This is a genomic window from Arenimonas soli (assembly GCF_014643775.1).
Lineage (GTDB): Bacteria > Pseudomonadota > Gammaproteobacteria > Xanthomonadales > Xanthomonadaceae > Arenimonas > Arenimonas soli.
Genome location: NZ_BMKC01000002.1, coordinates 481,783 through 496,849, shown reverse-complemented (window position 1 = coordinate 496,849; position 15,067 = coordinate 481,783). Strand labels below are relative to the sequence as shown.

11 protein-coding genes and 1 pseudogene are annotated in these 15,067 nt (G+C 71.1%); 9 read left to right on the top strand and 3 right to left on the bottom strand.

The genetic code is table 11. The features are described from left to right. Window positions 1–88: 88 nt before the first annotated feature. From IEX13_RS10365 to IEX13_RS10345, 5 genes and pseudogenes are all read left to right on the top strand, one after another. A pseudogene (locus tag IEX13_RS10365) lies at window positions 89–763 on the top strand (lipid-binding SYLF domain-containing protein); the annotation flags it as partial. An 82-nt stretch (window positions 764–845) separates the two neighbouring features. Continuing rightward, a complete protein-coding gene (gene tatA, locus IEX13_RS10360; RefSeq protein WP_188663868.1) occupies window positions 846–1,082 on the top strand; it encodes a Sec-independent protein translocase subunit TatA in 237 nt (78 codons plus the stop codon). Between the two features lie 30 nt (window positions 1,083–1,112). Further along, complete coding sequence (tatB, locus tag IEX13_RS10355) at window positions 1,113–1,550, top strand: Sec-independent protein translocase protein TatB (protein ID WP_188663866.1); 438 nt, start codon at window positions 1,113–1,115, stop codon at window positions 1,548–1,550. Continuing rightward, window positions 1,543–2,283 (top strand): twin-arginine translocase subunit TatC, encoded by a 741-nt coding sequence (tatC, locus tag IEX13_RS10350; RefSeq protein WP_188663864.1) that lies wholly within the window; start codon window positions 1,543–1,545, stop codon window positions 2,281–2,283. The genes tatB and tatC overlap by 8 nt, the downstream gene beginning before the upstream one ends. Before the next feature lie 3 nt (window positions 2,284–2,286). Beyond that, entirely contained in the window at window positions 2,287–2,976 is a 690-nt protein-coding gene (locus IEX13_RS10345) for an RDD family protein (RefSeq protein ID WP_188663844.1), read from the top strand. Between the two features lie 7 nt (window positions 2,977–2,983). On the opposite strand, the gene IEX13_RS10340 is transcribed toward IEX13_RS10345, so the two are convergent. Both IEX13_RS10340 and IEX13_RS10335 read right to left on the bottom strand, forming a co-directional pair. After that, window positions 2,984–3,886 (bottom strand): hypothetical protein, encoded by a 903-nt coding sequence (locus IEX13_RS10340; RefSeq protein ID WP_188663843.1) that lies wholly within the window; start codon window positions 3,884–3,886, stop codon window positions 2,984–2,986. A 17-nt stretch (window positions 3,887–3,903) separates the two neighbouring features. Next, window positions 3,904–4,641: a glutamine amidotransferase gene (locus tag IEX13_RS10335; protein ID WP_188663841.1), complete on the bottom strand. Its 738-nt coding sequence runs from the start codon at window positions 4,639–4,641 to the stop codon at window positions 3,904–3,906. Between the two features lie 69 nt (window positions 4,642–4,710). Between IEX13_RS10335 and glyQ the strand changes: the two genes are divergently transcribed. The 4 genes from glyQ (at window position 4,711) to IEX13_RS10315 (ending at window position 13,307) form a co-directional block, all read left to right on the top strand. After that, window positions 4,711–5,622, top strand: a complete 912-nt coding sequence (glyQ, locus tag IEX13_RS10330; RefSeq protein ID WP_188663839.1) for a glycine--tRNA ligase subunit alpha — start codon at window positions 4,711–4,713, stop codon at window positions 5,620–5,622. Continuing rightward, entirely contained in the window at window positions 5,615–7,705 is a 2,091-nt protein-coding gene (gene glyS / locus IEX13_RS10325) for a glycine--tRNA ligase subunit beta (RefSeq protein ID WP_188663837.1), read from the top strand. The genes glyQ and glyS overlap by 8 nt, the downstream gene beginning before the upstream one ends. A 65-nt stretch (window positions 7,706–7,770) precedes the next feature. Continuing rightward, the gene (locus IEX13_RS10320) at window positions 7,771–9,570 is read left to right on the top strand and encodes an autotransporter assembly complex protein TamA (RefSeq protein WP_188663835.1); all 1,800 of its coding nucleotides are present in this window, start codon (window positions 7,771–7,773) and stop codon (window positions 9,568–9,570) included. After that, window positions 9,567–13,307 carry a translocation/assembly module TamB domain-containing protein gene (locus IEX13_RS10315; RefSeq protein WP_188663833.1) on the top strand — a complete coding sequence of 1,247 codons (3,741 nt, stop codon included), beginning with the start codon at window positions 9,567–9,569 and terminating at the stop codon, window positions 13,305–13,307. The genes IEX13_RS10320 and IEX13_RS10315 overlap by 4 nt, the downstream gene beginning before the upstream one ends. 18 nt (window positions 13,308–13,325) lie before the next feature. Here the strand turns inward: IEX13_RS10315 and IEX13_RS10310 are convergent, their stop codons facing one another. Then, the gene (locus IEX13_RS10310) at window positions 13,326–15,020 is read right to left on the bottom strand and encodes a serine hydrolase (protein ID WP_188663831.1); all 1,695 of its coding nucleotides are present in this window, start codon (window positions 15,018–15,020) and stop codon (window positions 13,326–13,328) included. Window positions 15,021–15,067 lie beyond the last annotated feature (47 nt).

Sequence of the window (15,067 nt, the reverse complement as noted above, 5' to 3'; positions counted from 1 at the left end):
TATCATCCGCAGGGTGAAGGCGTGGCTCACCCAAGGTTCATAGCCCGCCCCCATACTCAGGCCGTTGCGCCCACCCGGAGACCGCCCCATGACCCGAATCCTTGCCATCCTGTTCGCCGCGTTCGCGCTGGCGCTGCCCGCCGCCCCCGCCCTGGCCGGCGAGAAGGAAGAAGCCAAGGCCGCCGATGCCGCCCGCGTGCTGGGCGAGATCATGCGCATCCCGGAAACCGCCATCCCGGAAAAGATGTTCGACGAGGCCTATGCCATCGCCGTCATCCCCGATGTGGTCAAGGCCGGCCTGATCATCGGCGGCCGCGGCGGCAAGGGCCTGATTTCGGTGCGCACCGCCGACGGCACCTGGTCCAACCCCAGCTTCATCAAGCTCGGCGGCGGCAGCGTCGGCTTCCAGGCCGGCGTGCAGTCGGCCGACGTCATCCTGGTGTTCCGCTCCGAACGGGGCGTCAACAACATCGTCAACGGCAAGTTCACCCTGGGTGCCGACGCCTCGGTGGCCGCCGGCCCGGTGGGTCGCAGCGCCCAGGCCAGCACCGACGAACAGCTCAAGGCCGAGATCTACAGCTATTCGCGCGCCCGCGGCCTGTTCGCCGGCGTGTCCCTGGACGGCACCTGGCTGCGCATGGACCACACGGCCAACCAGCGCGTCTACGGCAAGAACACCACCCCCCGGCAGATCTTCGAGGGCCGCACCCCGGCGGCGCCGACCCCGGTCGTGGATTTCCGCGACAGGCTCGAGGAAAACACCGTTTCCCAGGACTGATGGCCAGGGCGGGCCAGGCCCGCCTGCGCTAGACTCCGGGCATTCCTAATTCGCGGGACGCACGCAGATGGGCAGTTTCAGCATTTGGCATTGGGTCATCGTGCTCGTGGTCGTCTTGCTGGTGTTCGGCACCAAGAAGCTGTCGAACGTCGGCAAGGACCTGGGCGAGGGCATCAAGGGCTTCAAGAAGGGCCTCAAGGACGGCGACGAAACGCCGCCTTCGCAGCTGGGCAGTGAACGCCGCGACGCCGGCGACAAGCCGCGCGAAGGTGCGCCGCAGGACAGCCAGAACAAGGACTCCTGAGCCCGGCCCCCGGCCGGCCTTGGCCCCGCCATGTTTGACCTGGGCTTCTCCGAACTGCTGGTGGTCGCGGTGGTGGCCTTGGTGGTGCTCGGCCCCGAGCGCCTGCCGCGCGCCGCGCGCTTCACCGGCCTGTGGGTGCGCAAGGCGCGCGCGCAGTGGTATTCGGTGAAGTCCGAGTTCGAACGCGAAATGGCCGCCGAGGACCTGAAACGAAGCATCGGCGACCCGGCCCGCGACCTGCGCGGCGACATCGAGGACATCCGCAAGGAACTCGACGAAACCAGCGCCCAGGCCGGCAGCGCCCTGCGCGAAGCCGAAGCCACGGCCCGCGACGAAGCGCCGCCAGCGCCCGCGCCCGGAACCGACCCCGGCCAGCCCAGCCAGGCCGACGATCAGGCGCAGGCCGGGAACGACCCGGACGACGCCCCCACCCAGCCCTCCTTGCTGCCCCCGCGCCGCGATGACTGAACCGGCCGCGCCGCGCGAAGAAAGCCTGATGGGCCACCTGCTGGAGCTGCGCTCGCGCCTGCTCAGGGGCGTGCTGGCCGTGGTGGTGGTGTTCGTGGCGCTGATTCCCTTCGCCAACGAGCTCTACGCACGACTGGCCGCGCCGCTGCTGGCCACGCTGCCGGCAGGCGGCCAGCTGGTGGCGATCGAGGTCGCCTCGCCCTTTTTCATCCCGATCAAGGTGGCGTTCTTCACCGCGGTCATGGTCGCCATGCCGGTGCTGACCTACCAGGCCTGGGCGTTCGTCGCGCCCGGGCTGTACCAGCAGGAAAAGCGCCTGGCCCGGCCCCTGCTGGTGGCGGCGATCGGGCTGTTTTACGTCGGCTGCGCCTTCGCGTACTTCCTGGTGCTGCCGACGGTCTTCGCTTTCCTGTCCGGCACCACGCCCGACGGCGTCGCGATGATGCCCGACATCAGCCGCTACCTCGATTTCCTGCTGGTGATCTTCCTGGCTTTCGGCCTGAGCTTCGAAATGCCGGTGGCGGTGGTGGTGCTGGTGCTGCTCAAGGTGGTGACGCCCGCCCAGCTGCGCGAGGCGCGTGGTTACGTGATCGTCGGCGTATTCGTGCTGGCCGCCATCATCACGCCGCCGGACGTGGTGTCCCAGATCATGCTGGCCGTCCCGATGTGGCTGCTCTACGAGCTGGGGATCCTCGCGGGCGTGTTGCTGGCGCGGAACCCCAAGGCCGCCTGAGCGATGCGCCCGGCCGGCTTCTGGCGCCGCTACGCGGCCTACAGCCTGGACCTGCTGGTGCCCCTGGCGGTGTCGGTGCCGCTGCTGTGGCAGACCGGCCAGCGCATGCTGGACCGGACCTGGCGGCACATGGCCGACGCCGAGCTGCGCATGTACGACCTGATGGCCGCCTCGGAAGCCGCCGGCGGCCATGCCCTGGGCGACTTGCCGGGATGGAGCGCCGACCCCGCCCTGCGCCAGGTGCTGCTGGCCATGGTGGCCACCTGGCTGGAGGCGCTCGGAACCGCGGCCCTGGTGGTCGTGGCCCTGGCGGCCCTTTGGTTCATCGCCTTCGAGGCCTCGCCCTGGCAGGCCAGCCCCGGCAAGCGCCTGGCCGGCCTGCGCGTGGTGGCCGCCGACGGCAGCCGCCCGGGCCCGGGCCGCATCGCGCTGCGGTTTGTCGCCGGGGCGCCGTCGTGGCTGCTGCTGCACCTGGGTCATGCGATGGCGGCGATCCGCCGCGATGGCCGCGCCCTGCACGACTTGGTGGCCGGCACCTCGGTGGTGCTGGCACCCGGGGCCACTTCCCGGATGCCGCGCTGGGGCCGCTACTGGCTGTGGGCCCAGGCCCTGCTGGTGGTCGCCTTGCTGATGGCGGTGGGCAGCCAGTACCTGCTGCTGGCCGTGGAAGCCTGGAAGGCCGGCCAGCCCTGACCCGGGCTCAGACCTCGAGCGCGCCTTCGGTCGGCGGCGCCGGCGCGTCGGCCAGGCCAAAGATGTCGCGCCAGCCGTGGTAGTAGAACGCGAACACCATCGCGTACACCGCCAGCATCACCAGCAGCATCAGCGGGAACATCACCAGCACCACCAGCACCGGGCTGGCCATCGCCAGCAGCGCCATCAGCAGCCCCAGAACCAGCCCGACCAGCAGCATCGCGGCGAAGCCGCCGACCAGCATCACCAGCATGAAGCCCAGCAGCGGCAGGAAGTTGCGCAGCGCCGCCATGGCGCCCGCGACCACCGCCGTGGCCACGTCCACCTCGCGCAGGGCCGCGGTGGCCAGGGCCAGCATCGAGGCATGCAGCCAGGTGAACATCACGATCGCCACCACCGGCAGCCACAGGAAGGCCGACGGCGAAGTGTTCGCCATCAGCGCCTGCAGCGCCGCCATGTCCGGCTCGCCGCCCACCGGCGTGGCCAGGGCGATGGCGAAGTACTCGCGGAAGAACTGGCCCAGCGGGGTCAGCAGCATCAGCCCCGCGAACCCCACGTAGGCCAGTGAATACACCAGCGAAACCAGGACCAGGCGCTTGCCGCCCTGGCCGCGGCCATAGGCGTTGAAGACGTCGCTGGCGACCACGGGCAGGCCACGGTCGGTGGCGTCCACCACCCGGAACAGGCCGCCCACCAGCGGCGGCATTACCACCCAGTTCACCGCGGTCATCAGCACCATGACCACCACCAGGCCGGACATCGAGCCCTGGGTCAGGACCTGCAGGAACGTTTGCGCCATCGTCATCGCCACCACCACCACGATGACCAGGGCGATCGCGCCGAACAGCGCTTTGGGATTACGGCGACCGACGTCGAAGGCCTTGCGCAGCCAGCGGAAGGGGGCGGCCATGCCAACAGTGGAGGGACTCATGGGTTTCTGGCTCCGTTGCGGGCGCGCTGGCGCGCCAGGTGGATGAAGCGCCGCAGCACGCGTCGTGCGGCCGGGGTCGGGCGCACCGCCTGCGCGAGCTCGCGCGGGCAGGTGCCTTCCTTGCGCAGGGCGTCGGCGCGGGCGCGGATATAGCCCCGCATCATGCCGACGCTGAACTCGGGGTGGAACTGCACCCCCCAGGTGGCCTCGCCCCAGCGGAAGGCCTGGCAATCGTCGCGGCCCGACATCGCCAGCACCTGCGCACCGGGCGGCGGCTGCACCACGGTCTGCAGGTGGGTGGCCTGGGCCGGCACCTGGCCGGGGAAACCGTCGAACAGCGGGTCCCGGCCGGCACCGTCGGCCAGGTCCAGGCAGACCGTGCCCATTTCGCGGCCCTGCGGGTTGTCGTCCACCCTGCCGCCCAGGGCGTGGGCGATCAGCTGGTGGCCGTAGCAGATGCCGAACACGGGGTGGCCGGCTTCGGCGGTGCCGCGCAGCCAGCCGGCGGTGCGTTCGGACCAGGGCTGGCGGTCGGTGACCATGGCGCCGGAGCCGGAAATCAGCACGCCGGCGAATGCGCCGGCATCGGGCAGGTCTTCGCCCTCGAAAACCCGCACCACGTGCGATTCCCGGCCCGGCAGGCCGGCGGCGACGCGGATCCAGTGGCCGAACCCGCCGTGGCGGCGAAGGCTCGGGACCGGATCGCCGGTTTCAAGGACGAGGAAGGGTTTCATCAGGGGGCGGAAAAGGCGGCAGCGCAGGCGGCGGCTATACTAGCCTGCTTTGGACAGGGCGAAACCGCGATGACCGCACCGACCTTCCAGGAAATGATCCAGCGCCTGAACCAGTACTGGGGCGAACAGGGTTGTGTCCTGGTCCAGCCGCTCGACCTCGAGGTCGGCGCCGGCACCTTCCACCCGGCCACCTTCCTGCGCGCGCTGGGGCCGGAGCCGTGGAACGCCGCCTACGTGCAGCCCTGCCGCCGCCCCACCGACGGCCGTTACGGTGAAAACCCCAACCGCCTGCAGCGTTATTACCAGTACCAGGTGGTGCTCAAGCCCAATCCCGACGACATCGTCGAACGCTACATCGGCTCGCTCAGGGCGCTGGGCGTCGACCCGCTGGTGCACGACCTGCGCTTTGTCGAGGACAACTGGGAGTCGCCGACCCTGGGCGCCTGGGGCCTGGGCTGGGAGGTCTGGCTCAACGGCATGGAAATCACCCAGTTCACCTATTTCCAGCAGGCCGGCGGCCTGGAGTGCCGCCCGGTGACGGGCGAGATCACCTACGGCCTCGAACGCCTGTGCATGTACCTGCAAAACGTCGACAACGTCTTCGACCTGGTCTGGACCGTCGGCCCCGACGGCCAGCCGGTGACCTACCGCGACGTCTACCACCAGAACGAAGTCGAACAGAGCACCTACAACTTCGAACACGCCGACGTCGAGGAACTCTTCCACCGCTTCGATGCCTGCGAACGCGAGGCCCTGAAGCTGGTGGAGCTGGGCCTGCCGCTGCCCGCCTACGAACAGGTCTGCAAGGCCTCGCACAGCTTCAACCTGCTCGACGCGCGCCGGGCCATCTCGGTCACCGAGCGCCAGCGCTACATCCTGCGCGTGCGCACCCTGTCGCGCGGCGTGGCCGAAGCCTACTTCGCACAACGTGAGAAGTTGGGATTCCCCGGATTGAAGAGCAAGGAGGCCACCCATGGCTGATTTCCTGCCGCTGCTGGTCGAGCTGGGCACCGAAGAGCTGCCGCCCAAAGCCCTGCCCGAACTGGCCCAGGCCTTCCATGACGGCGTGCTCAAGGGCCTGGCCGCACGGCGCATCGAGGTCCGGGACGCCGGCGGCGGCGACCTGCCCGCCGGCCCGCTCTACACCCCGCGCCGCCTGGCGGTGTTCCTGCCGGCCGTGGCCACGCAGCAGCCCATGCAGCGCAGCGAAGTGCCGGGCCCGTACACCAACATCGGCCTGGACGCCCAGGGCCAGCCCACCCCCGCCCTGCTGGGCTTCGCCCAGAAGAACGGCGTGGACTGGACCAAGCTCGACCGCGTCACCGACGCCAAGGGCATGCGCTTCGTCTTCCGCAGCTCGCGCCCCGGTGCGGCCACCTCGGACCTGCTGGCCGACATCGTCGCCGAAGCCCTCAAGGCGCTGCCGGTGCCCAAGCCCATGCGCTGGGGCGAGCGCGACTACTCGTTCGTGCGCCCGGCGCACTGGCTGGTGATCCTGTTCGGCCGCGAGGTCGCACCCGGCGAAGTGCTGGGCCTGAAGTCCGACCGCATGAGCCGCGGCCACCGTTTCCACCACGCCAAGGGCGTGTGGCTCAATGAAGCCGGCGAATACCTGCAGGCCATGCGCGAAGCCAGGGTGCTGGCCGACCCGCGCGAACGCCGCGAGCGCATCCGCGCCGAGATCAAGGCCGCCGCGAAGCTCGCCGGCGGCGAGGCGCGGGTGCCGCCGGCGCTGCTCGAGGAAGTGAACTGCCTGGTCGAATGGCCCAAGGCCGTGCTGTGCAGCTTCGACAAGGATTTCCTGCGGGTGCCGTCCGAAGCCCTGGTGCTGACGATGGAGTCCAACCAGAAGTTCTTCCCGGTGATGGACGCCGACGGCAAGCTCAGCGAAAAGTTCATCGGCATCGCCAACATCGAGTCCAAGGACCCGGACGAAGTGCGCAAGGGCTACGAGCGGGTCATCCGCCCGCGCTTCGCCGACGCCGCCTTCTTCTACGACGAAGACCTCAAGCAGGGCCTGGCCTCGATGGCCGACGGCCTGGCCAGCGTCACCTACCAGCAAAAGCTCGGCAGCGTGGCCGACAAGTCCGGCCGCGTCGCGGCGCTGGCTGGCCACATCGCCGGCATGCTGGGCCTGGACGCCGACCAGGCGCGGCGCGCCGCCAGCCTGGCCAAGGCCGATCTGCAAAGCCGCCTGGTGGGCGAGTTCCCGGAACTGCAGGGCACCGCCGGCCGGTATTACGCCACCGCCGCCGGCGAACCCGAGGCCGTTGCCGCCGCCATCGACGAGGCCTACCAGCCGCGTTTCGGCGGCGATGCCATCGCGCCTTCGCCACTGGGCCGGGTGCTGGCCATCGCCGAACGCCTGGACACCCTGGCCGGTGGCTTCGCCGCGGGCCTCAAGCCCACCGGCAACAAGGACCCGTTCGCCCTGCGCCGCAATGCGCTGGGCCTGGCGCGCACGATCATCGAAGGTGAACTCGAGCTCGAGCTGCCGGCGCTGGTGGACGCCGCCGCGAAGAACCTGCCGGCGGGCCTGCCGCTCGACCAGGGCGAGCTGCTGGATTTCATCCTCGACCGCCTGCGCGCCTATTACGCCGACCAGAACGTGCCCGGCCTGCAGTTCGAAGCGGTGGCCGAAGTGCGCCCGGCGTCGCTGCTCGACTTCGACCGCCGGCTCAAGGCCATCGCCGAGTTCGCACGCCTGCGCGAATCCGGGGCGCTGGCCGCCGCCAACAAGCGCATCCGCAACATCCTGCGCAAGGTCGAGTCGCCCATCCCCGACGCGGTGGACAAGGGCAAGCTGGCCGAGCCCGCCGAACAGGCCCTGCACGACGCCCTGGCCTCGGCCCTGGCCGACACCGACCCGATGCTGGCCAAGCGCGACTACGTCGGCACGCTAAAGCGCCTGGCCAAGCTGCAGGGCCCGGTGGACAACTTCTTCGACCGCACCATGGTGATGGCCGAAGACACCGGCCTGCGCGACAACCGCCTGGCCCTGCTGCGCGGCGTCGCCGATCGTTTCGCCACGGTGGCGGCGGTCGAACAGCTGTCGGCCGGCTGAGCGACAGCCCAACGTCGTCACGCCCGCACAACGGCGTGGCGACAGGCTGCGGTTATGCTGGTGCGGTGACGTCCCCCCGCCAGCCCGCTTCACTGCTGCCGGCATCCCTGCTGGCCCTTTCCCTGATGCTGCCGGCCCTGCCGGCGGTCGCGCTGGAGCTGCGCGGTGTCGAAGTGCGCGGCCTGGAAGACGAAGCCGAACTGGCCAACGTGCGCGCCGCCCTGTCGCTGGTGGCGCTCGACGCCCGCCAGCGCGCCGACGTCGGCGAAGGCCAGCTCGACTACCTGCTGCGGCAGGTACCGGGCGACGTGGCCCGCGGCCTGGAACCTTTCGGCTATTACGACACCAGGGCCGAAACCGACGTGCGCCGGAACGGCGAGGCGGTGACGGTCATCGTCACCGTGCGCGCCGGCGAGCCGGTGCGCGTGGACGAACGCGACATCCAGGTCACCGGCGAAGCCGGCGCCGACGAAGCGATCACCCGCCGCCTGCGCTGGCTGCGGCCACGCAAGGGCGAGCCGCTGCGCCACGACCTGTACGAGGCATCGAAGGCCAGCATCGACGCCCTGCTGCGCGAGCGCGGTTATTTCAACGCGCGCCTGCAAACCCACCGGGTGGAAGTGGACCGGGGCGAAGGCCTGGCCGACATCTTCCTGACCTGGGAATCGGGCGAGCGCTACCGCCTGGGCGAAGCGAGCTTCAGCGGCCACCCGTTCCGCGACGGCCTGCTGGAAAAGCTGGTGGACTGGGAGCCGGGCACGCCCTACCACCAGTCGCGGGTGGTGGACCTGCAGCAGCGCCTGGCGGCGCTGGATTATTTCGCCGGCATCGACGTGCGCGCCGAACCGCCGGAAGACGGCGGCAGCACCGTCCCCGTGGACGTGCGCCTGACGCCGGCCAAGCGCAGCATCTACAGCGCCGGCCTGCGCTATTCCACCGACAAGGGCGCCGGCGTCACCGGCGGCCTGGAGCGGCGCTGGCTCAACGACCGCGGCCACAAGCTGCTGGCCAACGTCGAACTGGCCCAGCGCGGCAACGAAGCCAATGTCGCCTACCGCATCCCGGCCTTCGCCTGGCTCGACGGCTGGTACACCGCCAGTGCCAGCCTGCGCCAGGACCCGATCGACTTCATTGACTCGGAAGTACTTGAAGTGGTCGGCAGCCGCAGCGGCCAGCTCGGCGACTGGACCCTGGTGGCCGGCCTGCACTTCCGGCGCGAACGCTTCGACGACCCGACCACCGGCAACGCGCTGGCGTATTCGACGCTGGTGTATCCGCAGCTGAGCGCGAGCTGGCGCGTCGCCGACGACCCGCTTTACCCGCGCCGCGGCCATTCGCTGCACGTCGAACTGCGCGGCGGCCACACCGGCATCGGCTCGGACATCGACTTCCTGCAGGCGCGCGCCGAAGCCAACTGGGTGCGGTCGCTGGGCTGGCGCAACCGCATCCTGCTGCGCGCCGAACTGGGCACGACGCTGAGCGACGACTTCGACGCGTTCCCGCCGCTGCTGCGCTTCTACGCCGGCGGCGACCAGAGCGTGCGCGGCTACGGCCACCGCGACATCGGCGAACATTTCGTCGGCTTCGACAATCGCGACTACATCATCGGCGGCAGGCACCTGGTGGTCGCCAGCGTCGAGTTCGAGCGCATGTTCACCCGCGAATGGGGCGGCGCGGTGTTCGTGGACGCCGGCGATGCCTTCGACGACTTCAACTCGGAAAGTTTCGACATGCAGCTTGGCGTGGGCGTCGGCGTGCGCTGGCGTTCGCCGGTCGGGCCGGTGCGGCTGGACCTGGCCCACGGCCTGGGCGACGACGCGCGGGACACGCTGCGCCTGCACCTGACCATCGGGCCGGACCTGTGAACGCCTCGCCTGCCCCGGTCGCCCGGCCGCGCCGCTGGCCCCGCCGCACGGCGTGGTCGCTGTTGGTCGTGGTCGTGATGTTCGCCCTGGCCCTGGCCTGGCTGCTGGCCAGCGCCGGCGGCCGCGACACCACGCTGTCCTGGCTGCAGTCGCGCCTGGGCGAAGACGCGCTGTCCTGGGAATCGGCCGAAGGCACCCTGGGCGGCACCCTGGTGCTGCACGGCGTGCGCTGGCAGGGCGACGGCGTGCGGGTCAGCGCCGACCGCCTGCTCCTTGCGCCGCGGCCCGGCGCGCTGCTCACCGGCGCCCTGCGCCTGCGCAGGCTGGAAGCGGACGCGGTGCACGTCTGGCTGGCGCCCGTGCCCGACGAAGGTCCGACGCCGTGGACCGCCTGGCCCGAGCTGCTGCCCACCCTGCCCCTGCCCTTCGAACTGTCGGCGCAGACCGCCACCGTGGCCGGCCTTCGCGTCACCCGCGGGGACGAGTCGGTGTTCGCGGTGACCACCCTGGCCGCCGAGGACCTTGTCTTCGTGCACGACGGCCTGCGCTTCACCCGGCTGAGCGGCAGCGGCAGCTGGGGCGACGCCCTGGCAAAGGGCCATTACCTGCCCGCCGAAAACTTCCGCACCGAACTCGACGGCCGACTGCGCCTGGTCGCGCCCGAGGGCGAGCAGGACGCCCGGCTGCAGCTTTCCATGCGCGGCAACGTCGACAGCATGCGCGCCGAGGCCAGTGGCACGGCGGGCGGTCCCTGGAGCCTGGTGGCCGCCATCGAGGACGGCCGCTCCCGGCAGGCCTGGACGCTGGACGCACAGGGCAAGGAAATCGCGCCGCACTGGTTCGGCGGCGCCAGCGACAGCGCGCCGCTCGACGCCGTGCTCGCGCTGGTGGGCGAAGGCAACACCGGCCGCGGCCGCATCGTGCTGACCCAGGGCGATACCGAACTGGCGCTGGAAGACCTGCAGGCGCGCTTCGCCGGCGCCGGCCTGGCGCTGGAGCAGGGCCGGCTGCTGACGCCCGTGGGCGAACTCACCGTGCAAGGCGCCTGGGATCCCCTGGCCGAACAGCCCATCGCGCTGACCGCCAACGCCCAGGACCTGCAGTGGGCCCCGGCCGACGGCGGCGCCGCCGTGCAGGCCGCCGGCACGCTGTCGGTGCAGGGCCTGCCCGACGACTGGCGCGCGACCCTGGACGCCACCCTGGTGCGCGACGGCGAACAAGCCACGCTGCGCGCCACCGGCCAGGGCGACACCACCGGCGTGCAGCTCGAAGACCTGGCGATGCGCACCCCCGGCGGCCAGCTCGCCGGCCAGGGCCGCGTCGAATGGGACCCGCAGCTGGCGATCAAACTCGACGCCCGCCTGGACGGCCTGGACCCGGGCTACCTGCTGCCCGACTACCCCGGCGCGATCAGCGGCGGCCTGCGCGCCGACCTGCGCCGGACCGACGCCGGCTGGGTCGGCGACCTGGCCCTGGCCGACTTGCGCGGCACCCTGCGCGGCCGCGCGATCGCCGGCCAGGCCACGCTGGCCTGGCAGGGCCAATCCGGCCAGCTTTCCGCCCTGGCCCGGCTGGGCGAAAGCCGCATCCGCGCCGAAGGCCGCATCGGCGCCACGCTGGCGCTGGACCTGTCGCTGCAGCCGCTGCGGCTGGCCGACCTGGCCGAGGGCGCCGCCGGCCAGCTCGAGGGCAGCCTGCGCATCCAGGGCCCGCGCAGCGCGCCGGGACTGGTGGCCGACCTTCAGGCCAGCAAGGTGCGCTGGGGCGAGCTGCAGCTCGACGCCGGCAGCCTGCGCGGCGAACTCCCGGCGGCGGGCGAACGCGGCAGCCTGGTCCTGGACGGCACCGACTTCGCCTATGGCGACCGCGGCGTGCAGTCGCTGACCCTGCGCGTGGACGGCACCCAGGCCGACATGGACCTGCGCCTGCAGGCGCGCAGCAACGACCTGCAGCTGGCGATGGCCGGCACCGCGCAGCGTGATGGCCGGGGTCGCCGCGGCGAACTTCGCGAGTTCACGCTCGACGCCCCGCGGGCGCCGGCCCTGGCCCTGCGGGCGCCGGCCAGCTGGACCTGGGGCGGAGGCACGTTCCGCCTTGAACCCGCCTGCGTCACCGGCGAAGCCAGCGGCTTCCTGTGCCTGCAGGCCGACCGCGGCCTGTGGCGGGCCGAAGGCGAAGCCATCCCGCTGGCCCTGGCCCAGCCCTGGCTGCCCGATACCGGCGTACCGCTGCGCCTGGACGGTGAACTGACGCTGGACGCGGAGTTCCGCGAAGGCGCGCGTGGCTGGAATGGCCAGCTGGGCCTGTCCAGCGCCACCGGCGGCCTGGCCACCGAATCCAGCGGCGGGCGCCGCCACCTGTTCGCCTACCGCGACCTGCAGGTCAACGCCACGCTGGAAGACGGCGCGCTGGACGCCCGCGCCGGCGCCAGCCTCAACCAGCAGGGCATGCTGCTGGCCGAGCTGCGCGCCGATGCCGGCGACGACGGCGCCGTGGCGGGCCAGCTGGCGCTGCGCATGCAGGACCTGACCTGGCTGGAGCTGCTGTCGCCCGACATCGTCGAGCCCACCGGCCGCCTGGAAGGCGAAATGCGCTTTTCCGGCACGCGCGCGGCGCCGCGCATGGACGGCCTGCTGAGCCTGCGCGAACTCGCCACCGAACTGCCGGCCCTGGGCCTGGCGCTGGCAGGCGGCCAGTTCGACCTGCAGGGCGCCGCCGACGGCACCGCCGTGCTCAGCGGCCGCGTGCAGTCGGGCGAAGGCGTGCTGCAGGTGAACGGCTCGCTCGACCTGGCGCGCGAACAGCCGCTGGAACTGGCGCTGACCGGCAACAGGGTCACCTTCTCCGACACGCCCGACCTGCAGCTGGTGGCCAGCCCGGCCCTGGTGGTGGCGATGGGCGATGAACGCCTGCGCGTGGGCGGCCGCATCGAAGTCACCCACGCCCGCGTCAATCTCGAGGCCCTGGACGGCGGCGCGGTCGAACCCTCGCCCGACGTGGTGCTGGTCGACGCCGAAGTGCCGCGCGACACCGGCCCCGTGCTCGACCTGGCCGTGCACATCGCCCTGGCCGACGACGTGCGCCTGCGCGGCTTCGGCCTGGACGGCGCGCTCGGCGGCGCGCTCGACATCCGCCAGGCCCCGGGCCGCCCGGCCCTGGCCACCGGCACGCTGCAGGCCAGCGGCCGCTACCGCGCCTACGGCCAGGACCTGGACATCAAGCGCGCGCGCCTGGCCTACAGCGCCAGCCCGGTCGACAACCCCACGCTCGACATCCTGGCCGAACGCCGGCGCGGCGAGGTCACCGTCGGCGTGCAGGTGCGCGGCCGGGCGCTGAGCCCGGTGACCACCATCGTTTCAACGCCTGCGATGGACACCAGCGAAGCGCTGAGCTGGCTGGTCTTCGGCCGCCCGCTGCAGTCCACCAGCGCCAACGAATCTAGCCAGCTCGAAGCCTCGGCACTCGCGCTAGGGGTCGGCGGCAACCTGCTGGCCCAGCAGATCGGCGACGGCCTGGGCCTGGACAGCGCCGGCGTCGAAGACAGCCGCGCCCTCGGCGGCGCCACCTTCACCGTCGGCAAATACCTCTCGCCGCGCCTGTTCCTGGGCTACGGCATCTCGCTGGTCGGCCGCGGCCAGGTGATCACGCTGAAGTACCTGCTGTCCCGCGGCTTCGACATCACGGTCGAGTCCGGCACCGAGTCGGCTGCTTCGCTCAACTGGCGCACGGAGCGTTAGCGGCGAACCCCCGGGCGGTCATTCGTCGGATCCGCCCCCGGGCAGGCTTGCCGCCGGCACGCGTTCAAAGACGATCGTCTCGCCCCACTGACGCATCGCGACGCTCCGGGCCGGGCCGGTGTCGGGCGCGAACCTGAGTTCGGCACCGACGATGTCCCCCGTGAAATGGGTTGGCGTGATGGCTTCGAACGGCACGGACGCCGGCTGGCCCTTGATATGGCCGCTCAGTGCATCACCTTCGAGCGCGATGCTCAGTTCCACGCCGTCAGCGCTGTAGGTGCCGACCAGGCGCTCGAGCGCTTCGCGCGGCAACGTGACCGGTTCCGGCAATGCCTCGTCCGTGAGCGCGGCCAGCGCACCCTCGCCTTCGCCCTCGGCCCAGAAGCGCATGCCGGTGACCTTGCCCGCGGCATCGCGTTCGATCCGGATGCGGTCGAAGCCATTGGAGTACAGGAACGTGTCGTCCGCGATCGCGGTCAACGTCTCGCGCGGCCGATCGGTGCGCCGGGCGGTCAGCATGCCGTCGACCACGCGCAAGGTGCGCGTGGCGTCCTTGTCAACGCGATACACGCCCTCGTACTGCTTCAGCACCTCAGGTTCCACGGCCACCGGCTTCGCCGATGGATACGGCTCGCCCAGGGCCGCGGCGGCAAGACGGCGCGCAAGCGAACGGGACTCCTGCGCCGGGGAGGGCCACTCATTGTTCTGCAGCACGGCCACCGTGATGTCCGGCCCCGGCACATAGGTCAGGTGCGAATTGAAGCCGGCAATGCCACCGCTATGCTGCAGCGCCGGGGCACCCCGTACGGCCGACGTTTCAAGGCCATAACCATAGCCGACGTCCATGGCCCTGCCGACCGGCGTGACCATGCGGGCGTAGATCGCCGGCTTGAGCAAACGCCCCTCGTGCAAGGCGCGGCTGAAGCGCGCAAGGTCGTCGACCGTCGACACCAGGCCGCCCGCGCCATGCGGTTGCGTCATGCTGATCTGCAAGGGCGGTGCCGGGGACTGGTCGCCTGCGATGTAGCCCTTGACCTGGCGGGCGACAACGTCGGGGTCGGCGCCGTAGCCGGTGTCCTTCATGCCGAGCGGCTTGAACAGCGCCTGTTCTAGGTATTCATACCAGGCCTGGCCGCTGGCCGCCTCGATTACGGCGCCGACCAGCACGTAGCCGGAATTGCTGTACATCCAGGCTTCGCCCGGCGCGAAATCGGGCGTCTCGCCCTTGAAGTAGTCCACCAGCTGCGCGGTCGTGACGTCGCGCAGGATCGGCCCTTCCATCGTGCCCGGTATGCCGGTGTAGTCCTTGATGCCGGAGGTGTGGTTGAGCAGTTGTTCAATCGTGACGCCTGCGCCGCCCGGATAGTCCGGAAGGTATTTCGAAAGAGGATCGTCCAGGGACACCTTGCCCGCATCGACCAGCGTCAGCAGGCCGGCCGCGGTGATCGGCTTGGTCACCGAGCCGATGCGGAAGCGGTCACCCGGCTGGAGCGACACGTTCCCTTCGACATCGGCCTCGCCGCGCGCACCCCGGTACAACACTTCATCCCCCCGCATCACCAGCACCGCGACGCCGGGTGCGTCGGTGCGATAGGCGTCCGCCAGCACCGCTTCCGCATAGCGTGCGAATTCAGCGGGCTCGGGGGGTGTCGCGGCGGCGGCCTGTGATGCCAGTGCCGCCGCAAGGGCAATCGCGAAAGCGATTTGTCGCATGGTTCGGTTCCTGTCCGGCGATGCCGGACCGGCACCATGTCCGGATG